Here is a 22,004-nt window from a genome sequence, read left to right on the forward strand (position 1 = left end):
CAGGTCGTCACAGGTAGGGAAAATCATGAAGAAGATGTCGATGATGCTAACGCTGCTCCTTTTGGCTGGCTGCGTTAAACAGGTGGTGGCGGCTCCCGCGCCAGCTACGCAGCCAACCGGGAGCACGCTGGCAGAAACCGGGCGTGATCCGGCGGAGTTCCCGGCCTATGTGGAGCAACTGAAGCGGCGGGCCATCAAGCAGGGTATACCTGCGGCTACCGTTGAGAACGCCTTTGCCAACGCGCATTTTGTCGATCGGGTGATTAATGCCGATCGCAATCAGTTGGAGAAGAAAATCACACTGGATGATTACCTTAGCCGTGTGCTGCCCGCGTGGAAGCTCCAGCGGGGCCGCGAGATGCGTCAGCAATATCAGCCACGGCTGGCGCGAGTGACGGCGCGTTATGGCGTCCCAGAACAATACATTGTCGCGCTATGGGGTTTGGAAAGCGCCTTTGGCAAGATACAGGGTAAGGAAGACGTCGTTTCTGCGTTGGCGACGCTGGCGTTTGAAGGCCGGCGCGAAGCGTTCTTTACCAAACAGCTGATGGCGGCCTTAAAGATTATTGAGCAGGGCCACGTTGATGCGGGCAACCTGAAAGGATCCTGGGCGGGGGCGATGGGGCAGAGCCAGTTTATGCCAACCTCGTTTTTGACCTATGCCGCTGACGGGGACGATGACGGTAAAATAGATATCTGGAATAATCTTGACGATGTGTTTGCCTCCACCGCCAACTACCTGGCTACCGAAGGCTGGCAGCCTGGGGTTGGTTGGGGCCGTGAAGTCAAACTGCCCGCGCAATTCAATGCTGAACAGTTGGGGTTGAAAGACGCCCAGGGACATCGCGAGGAACAGTGGGCGGCTAAAGGAGTGGTGTTAGCGGATGGTTCACCTTTACCAGCCTCTGGCTTGCGTAGTTGGGTGATTGCTCCAGATGATATGCAAGGACGCGCATTCCTGGTTTATGATAACTTCCGTACTCTCATGCACTGGAATCGTTCGTATTATTTCGCGATCAGCGTGGGAATGATGGCCGACGGTATCGGTCAATAGGTCGGTAACTACCAGGTGCCTTGAATGGCACCCCTTACGTATCATGGGCTGAGGTTATCTGGCCCCTACACTGTGGTTGGGAGAGGCGGTATGTATCAACATAGAGACTGGCAAGGAGCGTTGCTTGATTTCCCGGTAAGCAAAGTGGTTTGCGTAGGCAGCAACTACAGCGATCACATCAAGGAGATGGGGAGTGTCACCCCGCCTGAGCCGGTGTTGTTTATCAAACCTGAAACGGCATTGTGTGATATTCGTCAACCGGTAGCGATCCCCAAGGGGCTGGGGTCGATTCATCATGAAGTCGAGTTGGCGGTGCTGATTGGCACCCCGTTAAAGCAGGCCAATGAAGATCGCGTGGCCCGTGCCATTGCAGGTTATGGAGTGGCGCTGGATTTGACATTGCGCGATCTGCAGGCAGGGTTCAAGAAGGCGGGTCAACCTTGGGAAAAAGCCAAGGCATTTGATGGCTCTTGCCCGATTTCCGGCTTTATTCCCGTGGCTGAATTTGGCGATCCGCAAAATGCCGAGCTGTCTTTGTCGATCAATGACGAACTGCGCCAGCAGGGCAATACTCGCGATATGATCAACCCCATTTTGCCGCTGATTGCCTATATGAGCCGTTTCTTTACGCTGCGTGCGGGCGACATCATTCTGACCGGTACTCCTCAAGGGGTTGGGCCAATGGTTTCCGGCGATATGCTGAAAATCTCGCTTAACGGTAAGACCCTGAGCACCCGAGTGATTTAATCCCGCTTTATTTTTCTGCCTGTCGGGCCTTCTGGGTGTTGCAGGCAGAAACCTCTTTGGTACCTTACACTGTAACTATCCACGTTGGATGTCGTTGCGGCAGGCAGGGGCAGCCGGGGAAACGTTTCCTTTTGCGCTGAGTGTCTATATAGTGTGCCCCCTTGAACCTGCTTGCAGGTGGTTTGTTCATTTACCTATTTTCGGAAGTCGATATGTCACAACTCCCTTTTTGGCAACAGAAGACGCTGGACGAAATGTCTGAGGCAGAGTGGGAATCGCTGTGCGACGGATGTGGGCAATGCTGTCTGAACAAGCTGATCGATGAAGATACCGATGAGATTTACTTCACCAACGTGGCCTGCGATCAGCTCAATATCAAATCCTGCCAGTGCCGCAACTACGAGCGCCGCTTTGAGTTGGAAGAAGACTGCATCAAGCTGACGCGCGAAAACCTCACCACGTTCGACTGGCTGCCGCCAACCTGCGCCTATCGCCTTATTGGCGAGGGTAAACCCTTGTTCGACTGGCACCCGTTGGTCAGCGGATCAAAAGCGGCAATGCACGGTGAGCGCATTACCGTACGCCATATCGCGGTGCGTGAAAGCGAAGTCGTGGATTGGCAGGACCACATTCTCAACAAACCTAGCTGGGCCAGGTAAGTGATGGTATGTGTAAATAAGCTAATTAGCTGTATTGAATAGTGTTACAGGTGGGAGTCATGCAGAACGCCGACACGCCGTGAACCCGTCCATGGGACTTGTATCGCGCATCCCTGCGCTCAACGGTCGGTTAACCTGCAATGACTCCCACCTGTCTTAAGCTTAAGGTGTCGCGGTATTAAAGGCTGTCTGGACCGTAGGCTTATCGCACCACCAAGACCGAGGTTTTGGCATACCTGACGACGGATGATGCCGTTGTGCCAAGCAAGAAGGTAGTGATACTTGGTCTGCGTGAACCGACAACGATCAAATCGGCGTTGATCTCATCTGCAAAATTCAAAATCCGATCCCGTGGCGCGCCAATCTCTACCGAACAGTGCACTCGGCCTTCCGGAATATCAAACGCCGTCACGGCTTTCTTTAACTCCGCCAGCGCAATCTGTATCCGCTCATCATCGCTGGGCAGCAAGCGCTCTGGGTGAGACAGCCCATATTCATAATAAGAGAGCATAGGGGAGAGTACGGCGAAGAAATGGATATGCGGGTAATCGATTTTTGCCAGTGAATTAATCGTGGGAATGACTTTCTGTGTTAACTCGATTTCAGCCAAATCAATGGGCGCTAATATAGTCTTGTACATACAACCTCCATAATGAGTAGGTGATGTGCATACTACTGCGTGATTAATATACCAAATTTGCTGCCCAAATGGGGTGACACAGATCGAAGTTATGGCCGATCCAGCGAATAACCTGCGGATCGGCTGAAAAGCCAGGCTTTCTATATCAATGGCTTGTGTAACAACTCTTGCAAGACGTTCAGCGGCGCATGCTGCGGGGTTTTCATGGCACTCACCGGTAAAATAAAGGTCTGTTCCAGCATATACTGCCCGGCCATGGCGGCATGGGGGGTTTGATCGGAAAAACAGATCCAGCTGCTTCCTGGGGGGAATTCAACCGCCTGCTGGGGGCCGCTTTCCTGGTAGTCTTTATCTGCCTTCATCGCATCGTGCATTTGCAGCATCAGGTGATCGTAGTGACTACGGCGCGTTTTGGTAATGCCAACTTTATCCTGCAACCAACTGGCAAAGGGCGAGTAACGCTTCAGGCGTGGCAGAAAACGTTGCGCCAATTCCGGGAACGGCTCCCCGACGCGCCACTGGCGGCTTTCACCATGAGGGTTGATGTTGGTGAATATGCGTAAAATACGGTTGCCATAATTGGGGCGCGAAGGGAACGCATCCACATGCAGGCGGCGGTCGTCCTTGCGCCATGAGGTCGTTGCTGTCCAGGCGGATATCGGATGCAGGCGCAGGCTATTGGTGGGCATTTGCACTGCGTGCCGATATTCGGGCAGGACGGAATTGATTAAATGCTGGCAGGCTTGATAGTGCCGAGCCAGTAATTTATGTACCGCTTCGCGTTTGGACTCAACCGCAACTCCCGTCAGCTTTTGCTGTTCTGGCTGGTAGCTAATATTTTTGCGTTTTGGATCGACCAACTCTGGGGTGAGTAAGGTTTTTTCCGCGTCGGTCAGATTAAAGGCCAGATGAGGGAAATAGAGCACCTTGCCGCTTTCCAGCTCGGCTACGGCATCCAGAGTAGCAGAGGAGGTAGCATTCCAGTCTAAATAGGGCAGCGTCGTGATGGTTGATTGCAGATTGATTTTATTTTCTGACATAGTGATCCCTTGCTCAAAATACCCTGTCTATCTTATTGGCTGCGACTGTTCAGTGGTTGAGCGCCTGCAACCTTGGTAGACGTAGGCGTTTTATCATGCAGAGCATAGCCGAAATAGCGTGCTAACCGGGTGGTAAGGTTAAACAGAAGTTAAACGAGAGGGTAAATAAATCAGGGCGGATGAGGGGCGTGGCTTATATATGTCATCATTTTATTAGTATCCGCCCTAAAGTATTAATGCGGTGAATGGAAAACGGCCAGTCAGTGATTAAGTGTAGCCAATATATCTGTGCTTGAAAGGGATGAATTGCCAAAGATTGGGCGATATATCGGCGGGGAACCGCAACAAAACTTAATGTTATGTAAATTACGTCGTAATCGCCTGGTGGACGCTTCTTTTTAAACAAAATCTTAGGTAGCTTGTCGGCACCTCCGCCTGTGATGAGAATGTGATGATGAAGATGGTACGCCTGTTTGCCGTGGCCGGAGTACTGATCGTGCTCGTGTATTACTTTACCCATACCTGATGTTGCTTGCCTACCACACAAGATGCCATTGATTATCCAAACGGGCGCAGCATGCAGCGGCCCTACTCGGTAAACCTGGTGACAGGGTGTCAGTAGCAATAAAAAACGGCGCCCTAAGGCGCCGTTTTTGCGATGTTTTAGCGTTAGCGGCCAAACAGATCGCGTTTACGCTGGCGGACAAATTGGCTGAGCAGAACCACAATCCCAATAAGCAAATAGGCAGCAAAAATCCCCACCAGCCACTGTGGCATTTCCAACGACAGGAACTGCCACTGACGCACCGAGCAGTCACCCGAAGCGTGGAACACCGCAGGCGCCCATTTGTCTAGCGGCAGCCAGGATGGGAAGCTGACAAAGAAATCACAGGTATTAAACGGCGATGGATGCAGCTGGATCATCGTGTGTTTCCAGGCTAACTGCAGGCCTTCCCAGGCGCTGTATATCCACAGTAGGATCGCCACATAGCGTAGCGGCGACTTTGGTGCCAATGCACCAAGCAGCGACGCTCCCAAAATCCCGAACAGCGCGACACGTTCGTAAATACACATTACGCAAGGCTGTAACAGCATCACGTGCTGAAAATAGAGGGCGGCCAACTCCAGTACCAATGCAGTCAGAGCCAACAACAGCCAAGCACCGCGCCCCTGCGAGCAGCGGTTAAAGAATTGCAACATATCTATATTCTTCCATGCAGTAAGCAATTGAACCGGCAGTGTAAACCAATTCATCCCCGCTGCCAGCTATCTAACGACGATTCAGTGAAAAATATCGTCGTTTGTAGGGACGGTTATGGCGGCTAATGTGCAGCGATTGGGGCCACCGCGTCAAGCGGTAGCGGCATTAACCACTGCCATTGGGTAAACAGGTCCGTTACCGGTGCCAGGGTATGTTGCACACACAGCAGGCCGACCAGGGTCAGCACCACTGTGTAAGGCAATGCCATCCAGACCATACGGCCATAAGACAGACGTACCAACGGTGCCAGGGCTGAGGTTAGCAGGAACAGGAAAGCAGCCTGCCCGTTGGGTGTAGCCACCGAAGGCAGATTGGTGCCGGTGTTAATCGCTACCGCCAACAGTTCGAACTGTTGCAGTGAGATTGCTCCGTCCGCCAGTGCCGCCCGAGCCTCGTTAATGTAAACCGTACCGACAAAAACGTTATCAGAAACGGAAGAGAGCAGGCCGTTGAACAGATAAAACAGGGAAAGCTGTGAGCTCGGCGGTGCCTGTAGCACATAGTGGATCACCGGAGTAAACAGTTGCTGTTCAATGATCACTGCCACAACGGTGAAGAACACCGTCAGCAGCGCGGTAAAGGGCAGGGCTTCCTGGAAAGCCTTGCCGATCGCATGCTCATCGGTTACGCCGCACAGTGAGGTTGCCAAAATGATCACCGAGAGGCCAATCAGGCCCACCTCCGCCAGATGGAAGGCCAAGGCAATGACCAACCAGAGGCCGATTAACGCCTGTACCACCAACTTCATCTTTTCCTGGCGGCTACGCTTGGCCGTTGCCTGGCGATCGAACTCTTTTAGTACGCTACGCACCTGTTCCGGCAGTTTGGTGCCATAGCCGAATACCGCAAAACGTTCCACCAGCAGGCAAACCAACAGACCGCAAACGAACACCGGCAGCGTGACGGGGGTCATGCGCAGGAAAAATTCGCCAAAGCCCCATCCGGCGCTTTTGGCGATGATCAGGTTCTGCGGCTCGCCCACCATGGTCATCACGCCCCCGAGAGCGGTGCCTACGCCCGCATGCATCAGCAGGCTGCGCAGAAAGCCGCGGAACTGTTCCAGCGTCTGTTTATGGTCGGCATCTTCCAGGCGACTATCGTCACTAATATCGATTTTCTGATTTGAGGCGACGTTATGGTAGATCGAATAAAAACCCGTGCCGACGCTGATCACTACCGCCACCACGGTCAGGGCATCCAGGAAGGCAGAGAGCAGTGCAGCAGCAACGCAGAAGGACAGCGATAGCAGCATCTTTGAGCGGATGTTCAGCAGCAGTTTGGTAAACACAAACAGCAGCAGCTGCTTCATAAAGTAGATGCCTGCCACCATAAACACCAGCAGCAATAACACCTCAAGATTACTGGCAATTTCCGCGCTGACGTGTGCGGGGCTGGTCATGCCGATCAAAACAGCCTCAATGGCCAGTAGTCCACCGGGCTGTAGCGGGTAGCATTTCAGCGCCATCGCCAGCGTAAAGATAAACTCGATAACCAGTAGCCAGCCTGCCACGAAAGGGCTGACCAGGAAAAATACCAAGGGATTGATCACCAGAAAACTGATGATGGCCAGTTTGTACCAATCGGGGGACGCCCCGAGAAAGTTCTTTACCAATGCCGAGCGTATTGTCATATCCATGCTTGTTTTTGCGAAACCTTAAAGTGAGTTGGCTCGTCATACCCTAACAACGGCAGTGGGGCTGATGCAAACAAGGAAGCCCTAATAGCCTGAAATTTCGGCGAAGTGGTTTTTTTCATCTTTTTGCCAGCTTATGCACACTTTCGTTTATTGTTTTTGGCTCGCGCTATGTGATGCCCCGGCGATCTGGTATGATCTGCCGATTACAATTACTGATTATCGTCGTTACGGAACATCAAACACATGGTTATAAAGGCGCAGAGTCCTGCCGGTTTCGCGGAAGAGTATATTATTGAAAGTATTTGGAATAACCGCTTCCCTCCCGGCTCTATTTTGCCCGCGGAACGTGAGCTTTCAGAACTGATTGGCGTCACGCGCACCACATTACGTGAGGTTCTGCAGCGACTGGCCCGTGATGGCTGGCTGACTATTCAGCACGGCAAACCGACCAAGGTGAACAATTTTTGGGAAACCTCCGGCCTTAATATTCTGGAAACCCTGGCACGGCTCGATCACAACAGCGTACCGCAGCTGATCGATAATCTGCTGTCAGTGCGGACCAATATTGCCTCGATCTTTATCCGTGCGGCGGTGCGTAACCACCCGGAGCAGGCGCAGGAAGTGTTGGCGAAAGCGGCGCTGGTTGACGATCAGGCGGATGCCTTCAACCAGCTCGACTATGAAATTTTCCGTGGCTTGGCCTTTGCTTCGGGCAACCCGATTTATGGCCTGATCCTCAATGGCTTGAAAGGGCTGTATACCCGCGTTGGCCGTTATTATTTCTCCAACCCGGAAGCGCGCAAACTCGCACTGACCTTCTACAACAAGCTGTCTAGCCTGTGCCATGAGAAGATGTACGATCAGGTGATGGATTGCGTGCGTAACTACGGTAAAGAGAGTGGGGCCATTTGGCAGAGCATGCAGGGCACTATGCCAAGCGATCTGACCGAAGCGCGTCGTTAATTCGCGTTATTCACGTAATCAGAGAGTTGAAGGGGCGCTGCATGCGCCCCTTTGTCATATTGCTGCTTTATAACGCGTTGGGTCTTGGTGGGCAGCGATCCAGCAATTCAACGCTGCCATCTTCGTTTTGCTGCTCCAGAATAATGTCGAACCCCCACAGACGATGCAGATGCTTCATCACCTCTCGGCGGCTTTTATCCAATGGTGCCCGGTCCTGTGGAATATAGCGCAGCGTTAATGAACGGTCGCCACGCAGATCCACATTCCAGACCTGAATATTGGGCTCGTGGTTACTCAGGTTGTACTGAGCCGACAGCTCCTGACGTATCGCCCGGTAGCCCGCTTCGTTATGGATCGCTGAAATCTCCAGGTAATTGTTGCGATCGTCATCCAGCACGGTAAACAAGCGGAAATCACGCATCACCTTCGGTGACAGGAACTGGCTGATAAAACTCTCATCCTTGAAGTCACGCATGGCGAAGTGCAGGGTATCCAACCAGTCCTTGCCGGCGAAATCCGGGAACCAGTAGCGATCTTCTTCGGTCGGCGACTGACAGATCCGTTTGATATCCTGGAACATGGCAAAGCCAAGCGCGTACGGGTTGATACCGTTGTAGTATTGGCTGTTGTACGGTGGTTGGTAGACCACATTGGTATGGCTATGCAAGAACTCGAGCATAAAGCGATCCGTCACGCGCCCTTCGTCATACAGGTGGTTAAGGATGCTGTAATGCCAGAAGGTGGCCCAGCCCTCGTTCATCACCTGCGTCTGTTTTTGCGGGTAGAAATACTGGCTTACCTTACGCACGATGCGCAGCACTTCACGCTGCCAGGATTCCAGCAACGGGGCGTTTTTCTCCATAAAGTAGAGAATGTTTTCCTGCGGCTCCCGTGGGAAACGCACGGCCTGTTCCGGCAGGGCTTCGCGATCGACTCGCGGCAAGGTTTTCCACAGCGAGTTGACCTGACTTTGCAGATACTCCTCACGGCTCTTTTGACGGGCTTTTTCTTCTACCAGCGAGATTTTTTGTGGCCGTTTGTAGCGATCGACCCCGTAATTCATCAGCGCATGGCAAGAGTCCAGCAGCTTTTCTACTTCTTCCACGCCATAGCGTTCCTCACACTCGCTGATGTAATGGCGGGCGAACAGCAGATAATCGACGATCGAACTGGCGTCGGTCCAACTGCGGAATAGATAGTTATTTTTGAAAAACGAGTTGTGCCCATAGCAGGCATGAGCCATAACCAGTGCTTGCATGGTGATGGTGTTTTCTTCCATCAGATAGGCAATACACGGGTTGGAGTTGATCACGATCTCATAGGCCAACCCCTGCTGGCCATGCTTATAGCGCTGTTCGGTTTCGATGAACTTTTTACCGAATGACCAATGGGTATAGTTGATCGGCATCCCGACGCTGGAATAGGCATCCATCATCTGCTCGGAGGTGATGACCTCGATCTGATGCGGATAGGTGTCGAGCCGGTAATGTTTGGCAACCCGGTCAATCTGTTCCAGATATACCTGCAACAGGTCGAATGTCCAGTCCGGTCCATCGCTCAGACGTTTATCTTCCTTAACCTTTTTCTGTGTCGAAGTAGTCATCAGCGCACCCTCGTTATGAACGGCGTCGGCTCTTTTGGCAGACCCTTTAACAATGATAGTCCAAGTCGTAATAAATCGTTTGAAATCATCCGTGCTGAGCACTGATAACCACTTGGGGTAGCTACGCTTAAGCCAGCTTTGCGGCCTGTGTCGGCACTCAACCAGGCATTCGAACCGTGAGGCAGAGGAAACTGATGTGTAATGGTCATGGTTGGAATTATTCTCCTGAAGTATTTAATTTAAAAGATTTATATTCTGCAATGCGTAGGTTGTCATTGCCTGTACAACTGGAGATTTTCGCTGATGTGTTCGGGGGATGAATAGCCTGTTTTATCGGCAAAATGCGCTTTAACAGTATCTTATCGTTATTTTTTATCCGCTATTGCCAAAGCCGGGCGTATCAACGATAAAATAATTGTGAATATTGTCACGATTAATAAACGATTTGTTGAGTAGTTTTTTCCACTGAGTTAATTTCCTGTTATTGGTAGATTGTGCTTTATCGATCCTTGAGCTGGAGTCAGCGATGAGAGTGGTTATTTTAGGTAGCGGAGTGGTAGGGGTTGCCAGTGCTTGGTATTTGGCAAAAGCGGGCCATGAGGTGACGGTGATCGATCGTCAACCCGGGCCAGCCTTGGAAACCAGTGCGGCCAATGCCGGGCAAATATCTCCGGGTTACGCCGCACCTTGGGCAGCACCTGGGGTACCGTTGAAGGCGATCAAATGGATGTTCCAACGTCACGCGCCGTTGGCAGTCCGCCTCGATGGCAGCAGTTTCCAACTGCGTTGGATGTGGCAGATGCTGAAAAACTGCGATACCGCCCACTATATGACCAACAAAGGCCGTATGGTGCGTCTGGCGGAATACAGCCGCGACTGCATTAAAGCTCTGCGGCAGGAAACCGGGATTCAGTATGAAGGCCGTCAAGGCGGTACGCTGCAGCTGTTCCGCACCCAGCAGCAGTTTGACAGCGCTGCCAAGGACATTGCCGTGCTGGAGGACGCCGGAGTGCCTTACAAACTGCTGGAGGCCAGCCAGTTGGCGACGGTCGAACCGGCGTTGTCGCAGGTTGCCCATAAGCTTACCGGCGGTTTACAGCTGCCGAATGATGAAACCGGGGACTGCCAACTGTTCACCCAGCAGTTGGCCAAGCTGGCTCAGCAGGCCGGAGTGAATTTCCTGTTTAACCGCAACGTTGAACGCTTGCTGGTGGAAGGAGATAAGATTACCGGCGTGCAGTGTGATGGTGAAATCATGACTGCCGATAGCTATGTTGTGGCGTTCGGCGCCTATTCTACCGCGCTACTGCGCGATCTGGTGTCCATTCCGGTTTATCCGCTGAAAGGTTACTCATTAACCATCCCGATCGCCGATGAAGCGGCCGCGCCATTCTCTACCGTGCTGGACGAAACCTATAAAATTGCCATTACTCGCTTCGATAAGCGCATCCGTGTGGGCGGTATGGCGGAAATTGTTGGCTTCAATACCCAGTTGGAACAGAAGCGGCGTGAAACGCTGGAAATGGTAGTACGCGATCTGTATCCGAACGGTGGGCGGGTTGAGGAGGCCACATTCTGGACGGGGCTGCGCCCGATGACGCCAGATGGCACGCCGATCGTGGGGCGCACCCCACTGAAAAATCTCTATTTGAATACCGGCCATGGCACCTTGGGTTGGACGATGGCCTGCGGCTCCGGGCAGTTGCTTGCCGACTTGATCTCTGGGGTCACCCCGGCCATTGCTTCAGACGATCTGGCGGTGGCGCGTTACCGCGCAGACTTTCGGCAGGGACCTGTTGTTCCCTTGAATGACGTGCACCCGGCACGCTGAACCCCAATCTGATAGGAGATCCCATGCCTCGCCCGATTACCGCTACGCTGCATTTGGCCGCGTTGACCAATAACCTGCAGGTAGTTCGTCGTTTTGCTCCTTCGGCTAAAATCTGGGCCGTTGTTAAGGCCAATGCTTATGGCCACGGTTTGCAGCATGTCTGGCGCAGCCTAGGCGAGAATAGCGATGGTTTTGCCTTGCTCGATCTGGCCGAGGCAGTGTTACTACGCGAATCTGGCTGGCAGGGGCCGATTCTGCTGCTGGAGGGTTTTTTTCAGCCCGCAGACCTGATGCTGATCGACCGTTACCGGTTAACCACGGCGGTGAACAGTGACTGGCAACTACAGGCGATTGCCGAAGCGCGTTTACAGGCCCCTTTGGATGTTTATCTCAAGTTGAACAGTGGTATGAACCGCCTAGGGTTTGCCCCGGAGCAGTTGCACAGCGCTTGGTTAACCGCAAAGGAGTTGCGTAATATTGGTTCGATAACGCTAATGAGCCACTTCGCCACCGCCGACGGTGCTGAAGGCGTAACGGAGCAGATGGCGGTGATTGAACGCGCTACTGCTGCGATTGATCTGCCTCGTTGTCTGGCCAACTCGGCGGCCACCTTGTGGCACCCACAGACGCAGGGGGAATGGGTGAGGCCGGGGGTTATACTTTATGGCGCATCACCCAGCGGCAACTGGCAGGACATCGCCGCTACCGGTTTGCAACCGGCGATGACGCTGAGCAGCAAAATCATTGGCATCCAACAGCTGCAAGCGGGAGACCGGGTGGGGTATGGCTGGCGTTATGCCGCTGGTGGGGCGCAGCGTATCGGCGTCGTGGCCTGTGGTTATGCGGACGGCTACCCTCGCCATGCGCCCACCGGCACTCCGGTCTGGGTGGACGATGTTCTGACACATACGGTAGGTTCGGTTTCCATGGATATGATGACGGTGGATCTGACACCGTGCCCGCAGGCAACCATTGGTACTGACGTCGAACTGTGGGGGAGGCATCTGCACGTTGATGATGTGGCTGCCGCAGCTGGAACCTTGGGTTACGAGCTGCTGACAGCCTTGGCGGCACGAGTGCCTATTGTTGTTGAAGAATAGACTTAGCCGATTTTTTTCAACTGCCCTTTGATTTGCTTGCTGCGCTGCCGTGCGTGTAGCGCCAGCAGGCAACCTACCAACATCACTAACGCCAGCGACAGTTTGGGCTGCAGGGGTAACGCCATGGCGATCAGGCCCAGTGCGGCACCTCCGGCCATCTGAATAAAGCCTACCAGTGCTGAAGCCACACCTGCTTCGTTAGAGTAAGGCTCTAACGCATAGCTGGTTGACGGCCCCATGACAAAAGCCAATCCGGCGCAGGCGCAGGCCACGGGCAGGATATAAGCCAACCAATGGCTTTGTGCAGCTTCTCCCAGCAGTGCCACGCCCAACACTAAAGCAAGACAGCCTAACCCCATCAGTATGCCGCCGGTCGCCAGGCAGAAAGGGCGGCCAATCTTGTGAATGATGCGGTTGGCGACAAAGCTGACCAGCATGATCCAGAAACCGTTGGCACCAAATACCAAAGAGAACTGCAACGGTGATAGCCCGGCGGTGCCCATCAGCACGTTAGGTGCCAATGAGACATAGGTCAGCGCCATCCCCATTGCCCCTGCATTGACCACCGCAAAGGAAATAAACCGGCGATCGCCAAGAATGCGCAGATACTGTCGTACCGGGAGCCCTTTGACAGCTACGGTAGTCGCGGGGCGGGTTTCCGGCAGGAAGAAGATGACCAGCAATAACACCACTGCGGCATAACCCACCAGGAACCAGAATGGTGCGCGCCAGCCGAAGGCTTCTGCCAGCAAGCCACCGAGCAGCGGGGCCAGTGCAGGAATGATATTCAGCGTGCCGTTGAGGAAACCGAAAGCGCGTGCGGCGTCATCGCCATTCATTCGATCGCGCACGCCACTGAATGCGACAACGGCGGTACAGCAAACGGCCACGCCTTGCATCAGGCGCGAAGCGACAAAAATTTCTGCCGTTGTCGCCAGCGCAGCCATTACTGCGCCCGCCATATAAATCAGGATCCCGGCGATGGCCACCGGTTTACGACCGTAATTATCCACCAGCGGACCGGCGATCACCTGGCCAAGACCCAACACCAGAATAAACAGCGAAATGGTGGATTGGATTAAGGCTTCGCTGCTGTTAAGGCCCAGGGCAATGGCAGGAATGGTGGGCAGATAGAGATCGATTCCCAGAGGGCCGAGCAACACCAAGCTTAGCAGGAGAAAGAGAAATTTTTGCATAACAAAAATGGCACATCCGAATGACAAAGAGGACTAGAGTAGAGATCCCAACCGCAAATGGGAAGCGATAACGTATTGATGACAGACAGGAAACCGTTTGCGCTTGATTTTCCCTGGCGCGATCATTTTGCCGCGGGCTGGCGGTAATAAAGCGCCGAAATGGTATCCGCAACGTAGCGTGCCTGGTGTTTGGCATCATCCAGCGCCCGGTGTGGTGTGCCTTCAAACGGACGCTGTTTCTTGGGATTGAAACCATGCAACTCTGCCAGCGTAATGATAGTGCGGGCATCTTGGGTATCCCAGAACTTCCAGGGGCAAGGCATTGCCAACTGGTGGTAGGCATGTTCCAGGATCGAACAGTCAAACTCTTTGCCATTACCCCAGACTTTCACCGTGTCGGTGCTGTGCATATGAATAAAACGGCTCAGGTTGGTCAAGACCCGCTTGAGACTTTCGCTGCCTCCGAAAGCCTGTTTACGAGCTTCGTCTGACTGTTTTGCCCACCAGGCTACGGTATCCAGACTGATTGTCCGGCCCGGTTGTTCCTGCTGGCTGTTCACTGCCGCTTCAAATTCTGCCCCTAATTCACCGGTCTTGGGGTTAAAAAACACGCCGGCAACCACCAGGATCACCGCGCTCGGGGTAATATCCAGCGTTTCAATATCTAGCATCAAATGGTTCATGGGGTCTCCAGGCTGAACAAGCTCGGGATGGTACTGCATACAGTCTGGCAGAATATCCAGTTACTTTGAAATAGGCGAAAACGGTCTGTTCACGGTATGATGACTTTAGTCATGTTGCAGAGTTGGTAGCTAGCGTTGAGAACACTTATTTTTATTCTATGTATGATCGGCTATCTGCTGGTATTAGGCTATTTTGGCGTTTACGTTACCGATAAAATCTGCGAAAACGCGCAAAACTTAAGTAAAATCTGCCGCATGGTAGATATCTCTGAACCTCACATCCCGGAGTCACCTGTCACCCCAGATAGTCGCGGGTGAGTAATAGCGTCAATATCGCCGCTAGCCCAACTAACACTGCCCATTGGCGCCAACCAAAGCGCGCCAACCATTCCTGTTGTACCTTGTTAGCGTTGAATTGCCTGACAGACAGCGTACCAGCCAGCAGCAGTGTCATGACGACCCAAACCAGGCTCAGGCTGGTGGCAGAAAAGTCAGTATGCAAAATATTGGCGTAATACAGGCGCATGGTCATAAAGTAGATCAGCAATACCCAACTGAAGCCTCTTCGTTTCTTCAGGATCTGGCTGAGCAGAAAAGCGATAAACAGGCTATGAGCCATGGAGATTAACGGTGATTCAAAGGGGTGGCGAACGCAAGTGTTGTATACCGCCAGATAGAGATTAAAGACCAGTAACGCATACACCGTATAAACATACCAGCCATAGACCACTTTCAATCTTCTGGAGGGGGCTGAGATGGGATTTGCTGTTTGAGTCATGCACTCTCCTTGAGTTATCCAGATTTATAGCATTTAACAGCTAAATGAAAACTAAACGCCTCAGCAGCATAACCTGCTAAGAAAAATGTTTTATCCATAATGACGTACCGTTCATAAGCCAATAAACCCGCCTGAACCCCCCTTCACCAGAGTGCATTTTGCTACTTGTATTCATTAATAGTAAAGATAATAATTATCATTGTTATTAGTATTTCATGTCTAACAACATCAGAGCACCGTGACCTCTGTACGCCAAACTGGCCAGCGTTGCCAGCACGGTACGTTTTCGGTGCAATTTCAATAGATCCCATGGGGAATACAGGTATGCCTGCGTTTTTTCCTGCCAGTCGTTCTTATCTTTACTGCTCGTTAGCGATTTTCCTGCCATTGACCTCTTTAGCTGAAGATACCCTCGTGGTAACGGCCAAACCCGCCGATACGGCGGAAACGGCGACGCATGGCTATGAGGCCAGCACCAGCCAGGGGGCCACTAAAACAGATCGGCCCCTGGTACTCACTGCACAATCCGTCTCCGTAGTAACACGCCAACAGATGAGCGACCAAGGGGCTTTGACGGTTAACGATGCGCTGAAATATACCCCAGGCGTTTTTACTAACTTTTCTGGTGGCGCGACGCGTTACGATACTATCGCTCTGCGCGGTTTTCACGGTGGCGACGTCAATAACACCTTCCTGAACGGCCTACGCCTGCTTAGCGACGGCGGCAGTTATAACGCTTTGCAGATCGACCCTTGGTTCCTGGAACGCATAGACGTGATTAAGGGCCCGTCGTCCGTGATGTATGGGCAAAGTATCCCTGGCGGATTGGTGGCGATGACCAGCAAACGGCCGCAGTTTGCCAGTGAAAATCACGTCAATGTGATGGCCGGAAACAACAATACCAAAGGCGGTGCGTTTGATTCGACTGGGGCATTGAACGATCAGTGGGCATACCGTTTGACCGGCATTACCCGCACCAGCGACACCATGTATGACCATCAGCGTGAAGAGCGCTATGCGATTTCGCCTTCGTTGCTGTGGCAACCGGATGAAAATACCTCTTTGCTGCTGCAGGCCAATCTGCAAAAAGACCCTTCCGGTGGCTACCACAGCGCGGTGCCGTCAGACGGCAGTATTTATACCACCAGTGGGGACAAGCTTGGCCGGGGATTTTTTGACGGCGAAAGCAGCCGCAATGTGTTCAAACGTTGGCAGCAAATCTACAGTTATGACTTCTCACATAGTTTTAATGACGTCTGGTCATTCCGTCAAAATGCCAGCTACACCCACTCCAACGTGGAGCTGGAGCAGGTTTACCAGATTGGCTGGAACGCCGACCGCAGCGAATTAAACCGCTGGTACAGCGGCTCCAATACGTCATTGGATGCTTATGCCGTGGATAACCAACTGGCGGCGGAGTTCGCAACTGGCGCGTTGGAACATAAGGTGATGCTGGGGCTGGATTATCAGCGTTTTACCAATAACTTGTGGGAAGAGTCTGGTTCGGCCACGCCGTTGAACCCATTCACCGGCGTTTCCGGCGGGCCAGATATTACTATTCTCAGTCATACCGATTCCAAACGGCGTTATGAGCAGACTGGAGTCTATCTGCAGGATGAAGTCAGCCTCGACAACTGGTATCTCAATCTTTCCGGGCGCGTTGACCGTTTGGAAACCAAGAATACCGTGCTGAATACCGATTCTACCGATGCCCGTACTGACGACCACTTTACGGGGAGAGCCTCTTTGCTGTACCACTTTGACAGCGGTTTCTCGCCGTATATGAGTTACAGCTCCGCGGTGACGCCAGCGGTCCTTGCCGATAAAGAGGGGCATCTGCTCAAACCGACCACCAGCGAGCAATATGAGGCTGGGCTGAAGTATCAGCCTCCTGGCAGCAGCTCGATCTATAGCATTGCCCTCTATGACCTGACGCAGAATGACGTAGCTAACCGCGTGGTGAAGGACAGTTATTATGTGCCTGCCGGTAAGGTACATTCACAAGGGATTGAACTGGAGGCCCGTAGCCAGGTGAGCGAGCGCCTGAACGTCATTGCGGGTTACAGCTATAACCAAGTGAAATTCAAAGACGCCGTTGACGGTAACGATGGCAATACGCCATACCTGGCGCCTAATCAGATGGCCTCTTTATGGGGGCAGTACAAGGCGGGGCTAGGTATCAATCTGGGGGCTGGCGTACGTTATATTGGCAAACAGTGGGCGGATAATGAGAATACCTTGCGTATTCCTTCGGTCACGCTGCTGGATGCTTCCGTGCGCATGGATCTGGACAGCGTAAAACCGTCGTTGAAAGGGGCTTATGTGCAGTTGAATGCCAATAACCTGACGGACCGGGAATATGTTGCTGGCTGCTATGGCACTGGCTACTGCTATTGGGGAGCGGGGCGTTCGGTAATCGCTACCGTGGGCTATGACTTTTAACGGCTAAACCATACTCATCCCGCTGAATGTTAGCGGGATGAGGCGCTAAAACAGCGAAAACAGCAGCACCACGGGCAGGCTGAGTGGCCAGGTCAGGCCGATGATCAGCGCGCTAAGCATACGGATGGGGAGGGTATCGCGGCTGACCAGAAAAGTGATAATCATCGAAACCAACAGGCCAATAAAATAAACGTATTGCGTGACTTCCCACAGCGATAACATGAAAACCATCCCGGTAATTTTTACCGCCCATTCTAGGCGGCTCCCCACAAGTAATCAATGTGTTAATGCGGTGTAAAAGGGTGGGAAGGGCGGCTTGTCGCACGGGTGAAAGAGCGCCTTATCGAAATTAATTATAAATAGCCCTTGCTAATAACTCTGGGTTATGAGTAAATAGCGTCATCGGTTTGAAGTACAGACCTTATGAAAGCAGTTTTAGTAAAGTAGTTCTCAGTATTAGCGATATCCGACAGATACCTCTTCTTCCGCGAATTTCCTTCTAGTGCCCCCATAAGTTTCCACTGAATTGCAGACCTCATTCGCCATTATGGCGGCCTAAAAAAACAATGAAGGAAGTATCTATGTCTAATAAAATGACTGGTTTAGTAAAATGGTTTGACGCTGGTAAAGGTTTTGGTTTCATTTCTCCTGCTGATGGCAGCAAAGACGTGTTCGTACACTTCTCTGCAATCCAGGGTAATGATTACAAAACGCTTGATGAAGGCCAGCAGGTTGAATTCAGCATCGAAAATGGCGCCAAAGGCCCATCAGCGGTTAACGTTACAGCAATGTAATGTGACTCGGTAGTGTGGTTGAAACTTGCAATAGCGATGATGGTTTAGGCCGGAGCAGACAAGCGATATTAACACTACCACATCAACTCCGGCCTGGTGCCGGGGTTGAATATATCCTCCTTGCCATGAGGGTAGACAGAAAAGCCAATTTCACCAAAGTTTGCTTTTCTGTTGTGAAAAGGCCGTGCTTAGGCCGTGCAATGCTGGAGTGTTCGATGGACGCTTGCGCCGCATCATGACAGCCGGGAAAGCGACCGGCACTACTTTTAACCCTGGCGTTTACGCCGGGGTTTTTTACATCCATTTTCCCCGCACGGAAAATATTTTCAGATTACTGCATCCAATATTCTCGTTCACTACGTATATGGCTATGTGAGGACATCTTCCCACATCACCCTTCGAGGATATGACCATGAAAAAGCTTCTCTGTACTGCCCTGTGCTCATCACTGTTGTTCAGTAGCGTCTCAATGGCTGCCATGATGTCCGATACGGTAATGGTGGGCGGTGCCGCCATGTACCCTAGCAAAAATATTGTCGAGAATGCCCTCAACTCCAAAGATCACACCACGTTGGTCGCTGCGGTGAAGGCTGCTGGTCTGGTTGATACTTTGCAAGGCGCCGGTCCGTTTACGGTGTTTGCTCCGACCAATGAAGCCTTTGCCAAACTGCCATCCGGAACGGTCGACACCTTGCTCAAACCTGAGAACAAGGCGGCACTGACCGGAGTGCTGACCTACCATGTGGTTGCTGGCCGCTATGATATGAAACAGCTGGAGAAGAAAATCAAGGAAGGGCACGGCACAGCCGAGCTGAAAACGGTGAATGGCCAACCGCTGTGGATTATGAATAACGGCCCACACAATATTCAGCTCAAAGATGGTCAAGGTCATATTGCCAACATCAGCACCTATGATGTTTATCAGAAAAATGGCGTGATCAACGTTATCGATAGCGTTCTGTTGCCAAAATAAATCCCGTCTATACTAGGTGCAGGCTGCCAAAAGGCTGCCCGCACCTTGATAGGACAGGACATGACCAAAGCACTTCCCGAACAGCATGTCGAATTGATGCAGGCCGTTGCGCTTGGCGACCGCAACGCGTTTGAACAACTCTATCGGCAGACCTCGCCCCGATTGTTTGCCGTTGCTCTGCGTTTACTGCGTCGCCAGTCCTGGGCCGAAGAGGTGCTACACGAAAGCTTTATCAGCGTATGGAATCGCGCTGCCAGCTATGACCCCAATCTCAGCTCCCCGTTGACCTGGCTGACGCACATTGTGCGCAACAAGGCTATTGATTGGCTGCGTGGTGCCGGTGGCCGGGCGGGGCAAACGGAAGAGGAGTGGCTGGATGACCTGGGGGCGAGCACGGAAGAACCTGTCAGTCAGTTGCTGCTGGGTGAGGAGGCTGGAAAACTGGCCGAGTGCCTGAACCATCTGAACGTTGAACAACGGCAGAGCATTGTGTTGGCTTACTACCAAGGCATGTCTCATGGTGAGGTTTCGGCACATCTGCAACAACCGCTTGGCACGATCAAAAGCTGGATCCGCCGGGCGTTGGATCATTTGAAAAACTGTGTGGGCCTATGAAAAGCAAAGGTGAGTATGACTCGGCTTTAGCAGCGGAATATGCCTTAGGCACGTTGCGCGGGCCCGCGCGGTTGCACTTTGAACGGCGTATCCAGCGGGAACCGACGCTAGCTGCCTTGGTGGCACGTTGGCAAACACTGCTGGCTCCGTTGGATCTGGCGCTGACCCCAGTATTGCCACCGGAACGCGTGTGGAAAAAGATCCAGCTTGGTTTGCCCATTGAGGCAGTACCGCGACGTAAACGCTGGGACTATCTTGGTTGGGCGCTGGCAGCCGGTTTGGCCGCGTTGTTGCTGGTGCCGCGCTTTATCACACAGCCGCCGGATTTTGCTCCGGCAGTGGTGCTCAATGCAGGTCAGCAGGGCACTGGGCAATGGATTGTCAGCATGGACAGTGGCAAACGCCATCTGAGACTGACCCCGCTTAACCCGCAAACGCTAGCCGTAGCCAATAGCCTGCAACTGTGGGCGATCCCGCCTGGTGAAAAGCCGCGTTCCTTAGGGTTGGTTGCCGCAGAGAAGCCGACCGAGCTGGCAGTGAACTCGATGACGCTGGCGCAGGGCATGACCATTGCCATCAGCCTGGAGCCAGCGGGGGGCTCACCTACAGGGCTTCCTACCGGTCCGGTACTGTACAGCGGCCAGTTAACTTCACTGTGATCTGATTGATATTCTTGCCGATGATTTTTCACTGACGGCGACGATAATCCTATTTACGACCATACTAAAGTTATCAACGTTCGTTACAGGTGACTTTATGATATGGATCGAGCAAGGGTTGTACTTGAGAGTGGTGCAGATGGAAAATGCACCCAAGCCTTATCCGTTGGATAGCGGCTTCACGCCGAATACGGCGTATCGTGCTCTGGGGATGTACAATCCTTCGGAAACCGCCGATGCTTATTTCATCCTCTCGAACGACCGGGATGAGATCTGGTTTATCTGCAACCGCCATCTTAGGACGGTCGGCCTGTTCCCTGATATCCACGATTTTAGATATCTGTTGTGACTTGGCATCATCCTCGCAAACACCTACCCATTGAGTGAAACGCCACATCAACCAGCAATAAGTTGGGTTATCCAATGCAAAAATCTCGCTTCGGTGGGATTTTTTCATTGCTAATGCTCACTATCGGCAGAGAGCGAGTTGTGGCATGGCTGGTACAACCCCTTCGAATATCCCCAATCCTTCTTCGTTGAGATACTGTTCATACAAACAGGTGTTTTGGATCCGTCAGGGGTATCTCAAATGCAGACAAATATACAAAGTGCTGGCAGTCGCTCTCTTTACTGGAAATTTGCCAAGGATCACGAACGGCGGGACTTAGGGAGTCGCCAGCCTGCCGAGTGCGAGGTATTTCTATCATGAGCCTGGCAGGGTTAATCCAGTTTTCCAAAGGCCATTGGCAGCTACTGATGATCTTAGGTTTCGCAGCCCTGTTGTTTGGCATGAGTCAGCGTATTGATGCGTTGAATGCCGACATAGGCCAGTATCAAAAAGATAACAAGGCGTTGGGCTCCGCATTAATCGGCAGGGATGAAACCATCAATGCGCTGAAAGGTGCTGCGGATGCCGATCGTCGTGCGACCGAACAACAGCTCATGATTGAACAGCAAAAGAGAGTAAAAGCCGATGCTGAAAATAGAACGTTACGTAAAGCGCTGGAGGATAACGACTGCGGTCATCAGCGGTTGCCTGCTGATGCTCTCGATATCCTGCGCGGAACAGCCAAAACCGGTGCCGCCAGCTCCGCAGTTGATCTACGTGTATCCACCAGCGGTATTGCTACAGAAGTGTGAGAAGACACCGTTTACCGGGGAGACTTTCGGGGATGCCGTGATGGCCTTACAGGTGAGCCAGAGTGAGCTTGATATCTGTGCCTCACGTATCGAAGCGTTGATCAAATGGCAGTGCTGCTGAATTTATAGCGGTTGAGCATGTTAGAACTTGGCGGAAGGGTGAGGATGCACGCCCCTGGGAGCTAAAACG

At 52.5% G+C, this 22,004-nt stretch carries 22 protein-coding genes; 13 read left to right on the forward strand and 9 right to left on the reverse strand.

Features of this window, described 5'->3' with window-relative positions; translation table 11 throughout:
* Positions 1-34 precede the first annotated feature (34 nt).
* The 3 genes from A6U95_RS19490 to A6U95_RS19500 all read left to right on the forward strand — a co-directional run bounded on the left by A6U95_RS19490 (position 35) and on the right by A6U95_RS19500 (position 2,460).
* Positions 35-1,054: a lytic murein transglycosylase gene (locus tag A6U95_RS19490; RefSeq protein ID WP_241810697.1), complete on the forward strand. Its 1,020-nt coding sequence runs from the start codon at positions 35-37 to the stop codon at positions 1,052-1,054.
* Between the two features lie 90 nt (positions 1,055-1,144).
* Positions 1,145-1,801 (forward strand): fumarylacetoacetate hydrolase family protein, encoded by a 657-nt coding sequence (locus A6U95_RS19495; protein ID WP_024486626.1) that lies wholly within the window; start codon positions 1,145-1,147, stop codon positions 1,799-1,801.
* A 212-nt stretch (positions 1,802-2,013) separates the two neighbouring features.
* Complete coding sequence (locus A6U95_RS19500; RefSeq protein ID WP_021181179.1) at positions 2,014-2,460, forward strand: YcgN family cysteine cluster protein; 447 nt, start codon at positions 2,014-2,016, stop codon at positions 2,458-2,460.
* A gap of 202 nt (positions 2,461-2,662) precedes the next feature.
* Here A6U95_RS19500 and A6U95_RS19505 read toward each other — a convergent pair whose 3' ends face one another.
* From A6U95_RS19505 to nhaB, 4 genes are all read right to left on the reverse strand, one after another.
* On the reverse strand, positions 2,663-3,100 hold the full coding sequence (locus tag A6U95_RS19505) for a universal stress protein (RefSeq protein WP_065685658.1): 438 nt from the start codon (positions 3,098-3,100) through the stop codon (positions 2,663-2,665).
* A gap of 140 nt (positions 3,101-3,240) precedes the next feature.
* Positions 3,241-4,140, reverse strand: coding sequence for a Kdo hydroxylase family protein (locus tag A6U95_RS19510; RefSeq protein ID WP_065685659.1), 900 nt, complete (start codon positions 4,138-4,140; stop codon positions 3,241-3,243).
* A 669-nt stretch (positions 4,141-4,809) separates the two neighbouring features.
* The gene (dsbB, locus tag A6U95_RS19520; protein WP_021181182.1) at positions 4,810-5,340 is read right to left on the reverse strand and encodes a disulfide bond formation protein DsbB; all 531 of its coding nucleotides are present in this window, start codon (positions 5,338-5,340) and stop codon (positions 4,810-4,812) included.
* Positions 5,341-5,462: 122 nt separating this feature from the next.
* The gene (gene nhaB, locus A6U95_RS19525) at positions 5,463-7,037 is read right to left on the reverse strand and encodes a sodium/proton antiporter NhaB (protein ID WP_065685661.1); all 1,575 of its coding nucleotides are present in this window, start codon (positions 7,035-7,037) and stop codon (positions 5,463-5,465) included.
* Between the two features lie 243 nt (positions 7,038-7,280).
* Between nhaB and fadR the strand changes: the two genes are divergently transcribed.
* Entirely contained in the window at positions 7,281-8,000 is a 720-nt protein-coding gene (gene fadR, locus A6U95_RS19530) for a fatty acid metabolism transcriptional regulator FadR (protein ID WP_021181184.1), read from the forward strand.
* A 67-nt stretch (positions 8,001-8,067) separates the two neighbouring features.
* Here the strand turns inward: fadR and A6U95_RS19535 are convergent, their stop codons facing one another.
* Positions 8,068-9,603, reverse strand: coding sequence for a SpoVR family protein (locus tag A6U95_RS19535; RefSeq protein ID WP_065685847.1), 1,536 nt, complete (start codon positions 9,601-9,603; stop codon positions 8,068-8,070).
* A 526-nt stretch (positions 9,604-10,129) separates the two neighbouring features.
* Between A6U95_RS19535 and A6U95_RS19540 the strand changes: the two genes are divergently transcribed.
* Both A6U95_RS19540 and dadX read left to right on the forward strand, forming a co-directional pair.
* Positions 10,130-11,434, forward strand: a complete 1,305-nt coding sequence (locus A6U95_RS19540; RefSeq protein WP_065685662.1) for a D-amino acid dehydrogenase — start codon at positions 10,130-10,132, stop codon at positions 11,432-11,434.
* A gap of 23 nt (positions 11,435-11,457) precedes the next feature.
* On the forward strand, positions 11,458-12,534 hold the full coding sequence (gene dadX / locus A6U95_RS19545) for a catabolic alanine racemase DadX (RefSeq protein ID WP_065685663.1): 1,077 nt from the start codon (positions 11,458-11,460) through the stop codon (positions 12,532-12,534).
* A 2-nt stretch (positions 12,535-12,536) separates the two neighbouring features.
* On the opposite strand, the gene A6U95_RS19550 is transcribed toward dadX, so the two are convergent.
* From A6U95_RS19550 to A6U95_RS19560, 3 genes are all read right to left on the reverse strand, one after another.
* Positions 12,537-13,730 (reverse strand): multidrug effflux MFS transporter, encoded by a 1,194-nt coding sequence (locus A6U95_RS19550; RefSeq protein ID WP_065685664.1) that lies wholly within the window; start codon positions 13,728-13,730, stop codon positions 12,537-12,539.
* 122 nt (positions 13,731-13,852) lie between these two features.
* Positions 13,853-14,413 carry a 3'-5' exonuclease gene (locus A6U95_RS19555; protein ID WP_065685665.1) on the reverse strand — a complete coding sequence of 187 codons (561 nt, stop codon included), beginning with the start codon at positions 14,411-14,413 and terminating at the stop codon, positions 13,853-13,855.
* Positions 14,414-14,708: 295 nt separating this feature from the next.
* On the reverse strand, positions 14,709-15,191 hold the full coding sequence (locus A6U95_RS19560; RefSeq protein WP_065685666.1) for a hypothetical protein: 483 nt from the start codon (positions 15,189-15,191) through the stop codon (positions 14,709-14,711).
* Positions 15,192-15,515: 324 nt separating this feature from the next.
* On the opposite strand from A6U95_RS19560, the gene A6U95_RS19565 reads away from it, so the two are divergent.
* The gene (locus tag A6U95_RS19565) at positions 15,516-17,633 is read left to right on the forward strand and encodes a TonB-dependent siderophore receptor (protein ID WP_065685667.1); all 2,118 of its coding nucleotides are present in this window, start codon (positions 15,516-15,518) and stop codon (positions 17,631-17,633) included.
* A gap of 45 nt (positions 17,634-17,678) precedes the next feature.
* On the opposite strand, the gene A6U95_RS29995 is transcribed toward A6U95_RS19565, so the two are convergent.
* Complete coding sequence (locus A6U95_RS29995) at positions 17,679-17,855, reverse strand: GhoT/OrtT family toxin (RefSeq protein WP_074423378.1); 177 nt, start codon at positions 17,853-17,855, stop codon at positions 17,679-17,681.
* A 359-nt stretch (positions 17,856-18,214) separates the two neighbouring features.
* Here A6U95_RS29995 and A6U95_RS19570 point away from each other — a divergent pair, with 359 nt between their 5' ends.
* The 6 genes from A6U95_RS19570 to A6U95_RS19595 all read left to right on the forward strand — a co-directional run bounded on the left by A6U95_RS19570 (position 18,215) and on the right by A6U95_RS19595 (position 21,814).
* Positions 18,215-18,427, forward strand: coding sequence for a cold-shock protein (locus A6U95_RS19570; RefSeq protein ID WP_024485401.1), 213 nt, complete (start codon positions 18,215-18,217; stop codon positions 18,425-18,427).
* 412 nt (positions 18,428-18,839) lie between these two features.
* Positions 18,840-19,400 (forward strand): fasciclin domain-containing protein, encoded by a 561-nt coding sequence (locus A6U95_RS19575; RefSeq protein ID WP_065685668.1) that lies wholly within the window; start codon positions 18,840-18,842, stop codon positions 19,398-19,400.
* A 60-nt stretch (positions 19,401-19,460) separates the two neighbouring features.
* Positions 19,461-20,015 carry a sigma-70 family RNA polymerase sigma factor gene (locus A6U95_RS19580; RefSeq protein ID WP_024528767.1) on the forward strand — a complete coding sequence of 185 codons (555 nt, stop codon included), beginning with the start codon at positions 19,461-19,463 and terminating at the stop codon, positions 20,013-20,015.
* The gene (locus A6U95_RS19585; protein WP_065685669.1) at positions 20,012-20,674 is read left to right on the forward strand and encodes an anti-sigma factor; all 663 of its coding nucleotides are present in this window, start codon (positions 20,012-20,014) and stop codon (positions 20,672-20,674) included. Before A6U95_RS19580 ends, A6U95_RS19585 begins: the two co-directional genes overlap by 4 nt.
* Before the next feature lie 97 nt (positions 20,675-20,771).
* Positions 20,772-21,023, forward strand: coding sequence for a hypothetical protein (locus tag A6U95_RS19590; RefSeq protein ID WP_065685670.1), 252 nt, complete (start codon positions 20,772-20,774; stop codon positions 21,021-21,023).
* Positions 21,024-21,379: 356 nt separating this feature from the next.
* A complete protein-coding gene (locus tag A6U95_RS19595; RefSeq protein ID WP_065685671.1) occupies positions 21,380-21,814 on the forward strand; it encodes a DUF2570 family protein in 435 nt (144 codons plus the stop codon).
* The last annotated feature ends 190 nt before the right edge of the window (positions 21,815-22,004 follow it).

This window comes from Serratia sp. 14-2641, assembly GCF_001692375.1.
Taxonomy (GTDB): domain Bacteria; phylum Pseudomonadota; class Gammaproteobacteria; order Enterobacterales; family Enterobacteriaceae; genus Chania; species Chania fonticola_C.

Bases quoted from the DNA above. Each gene is read 5' to 3' on its own strand.
- A6U95_RS19490 (WP_241810697.1), top strand. From the start codon at position 35: ATGTCGATGATGCTAACGCTGCTCCTTTTGGCTGGCTGCGTTAAACAG.
- A6U95_RS19495 (WP_024486626.1), top strand. From the start codon at position 1,145: ATGTATCAACATAGAGACTGGCAAGGAGCGTTGCTTGATTTCCCGGTA.
- A6U95_RS19500 (WP_021181179.1), top strand. From the start codon at position 2,014: ATGTCACAACTCCCTTTTTGGCAACAGAAGACGCTGGACGAAATGTCT.
- A6U95_RS19505 (WP_065685658.1), bottom strand. From the start codon at position 3,100: ATGTACAAGACTATATTAGCGCCCATTGATTTGGCTGAAATCGAGTTA.
- A6U95_RS19510 (WP_065685659.1), bottom strand. From the start codon at position 4,140: ATGTCAGAAAATAAAATCAATCTGCAATCAACCATCACGACGCTGCCC.
- dsbB (WP_021181182.1), bottom strand. From the start codon at position 5,340: ATGTTGCAATTCTTTAACCGCTGCTCGCAGGGGCGCGGTGCTTGGCTG.
- nhaB (WP_065685661.1), bottom strand. From the start codon at position 7,037: ATGGATATGACAATACGCTCGGCATTGGTAAAGAACTTTCTCGGGGCG.
- fadR (WP_021181184.1), top strand. From the start codon at position 7,281: ATGGTTATAAAGGCGCAGAGTCCTGCCGGTTTCGCGGAAGAGTATATT.
- A6U95_RS19535 (WP_065685847.1), bottom strand. From the start codon at position 9,603: ATGACTACTTCGACACAGAAAAAGGTTAAGGAAGATAAACGTCTGAGC.
- A6U95_RS19540 (WP_065685662.1), top strand. From the start codon at position 10,130: ATGAGAGTGGTTATTTTAGGTAGCGGAGTGGTAGGGGTTGCCAGTGCT.
- dadX (WP_065685663.1), top strand. From the start codon at position 11,458: ATGCCTCGCCCGATTACCGCTACGCTGCATTTGGCCGCGTTGACCAAT.
- A6U95_RS19550 (WP_065685664.1), bottom strand. From the start codon at position 13,730: ATGCAAAAATTTCTCTTTCTCCTGCTAAGCTTGGTGTTGCTCGGCCCT.
- A6U95_RS19555 (WP_065685665.1), bottom strand. From the start codon at position 14,413: ATGAACCATTTGATGCTAGATATTGAAACGCTGGATATTACCCCGAGC.
- A6U95_RS19560 (WP_065685666.1), bottom strand. From the start codon at position 15,191: ATGACTCAAACAGCAAATCCCATCTCAGCCCCCTCCAGAAGATTGAAA.
- A6U95_RS19565 (WP_065685667.1), top strand. From the start codon at position 15,516: ATGCCTGCGTTTTTTCCTGCCAGTCGTTCTTATCTTTACTGCTCGTTA.
- A6U95_RS29995 (WP_074423378.1), bottom strand. From the start codon at position 17,855: ATGTTATCGCTGTGGGAAGTCACGCAATACGTTTATTTTATTGGCCTG.
- A6U95_RS19570 (WP_024485401.1), top strand. From the start codon at position 18,215: ATGTCTAATAAAATGACTGGTTTAGTAAAATGGTTTGACGCTGGTAAA.
- A6U95_RS19575 (WP_065685668.1), top strand. From the start codon at position 18,840: ATGAAAAAGCTTCTCTGTACTGCCCTGTGCTCATCACTGTTGTTCAGT.
- A6U95_RS19580 (WP_024528767.1), top strand. From the start codon at position 19,461: ATGACCAAAGCACTTCCCGAACAGCATGTCGAATTGATGCAGGCCGTT.
- A6U95_RS19585 (WP_065685669.1), top strand. From the start codon at position 20,012: ATGAAAAGCAAAGGTGAGTATGACTCGGCTTTAGCAGCGGAATATGCC.
- A6U95_RS19590 (WP_065685670.1), top strand. From the start codon at position 20,772: ATGATATGGATCGAGCAAGGGTTGTACTTGAGAGTGGTGCAGATGGAA.
- A6U95_RS19595 (WP_065685671.1), top strand. From the start codon at position 21,380: ATGAGCCTGGCAGGGTTAATCCAGTTTTCCAAAGGCCATTGGCAGCTA.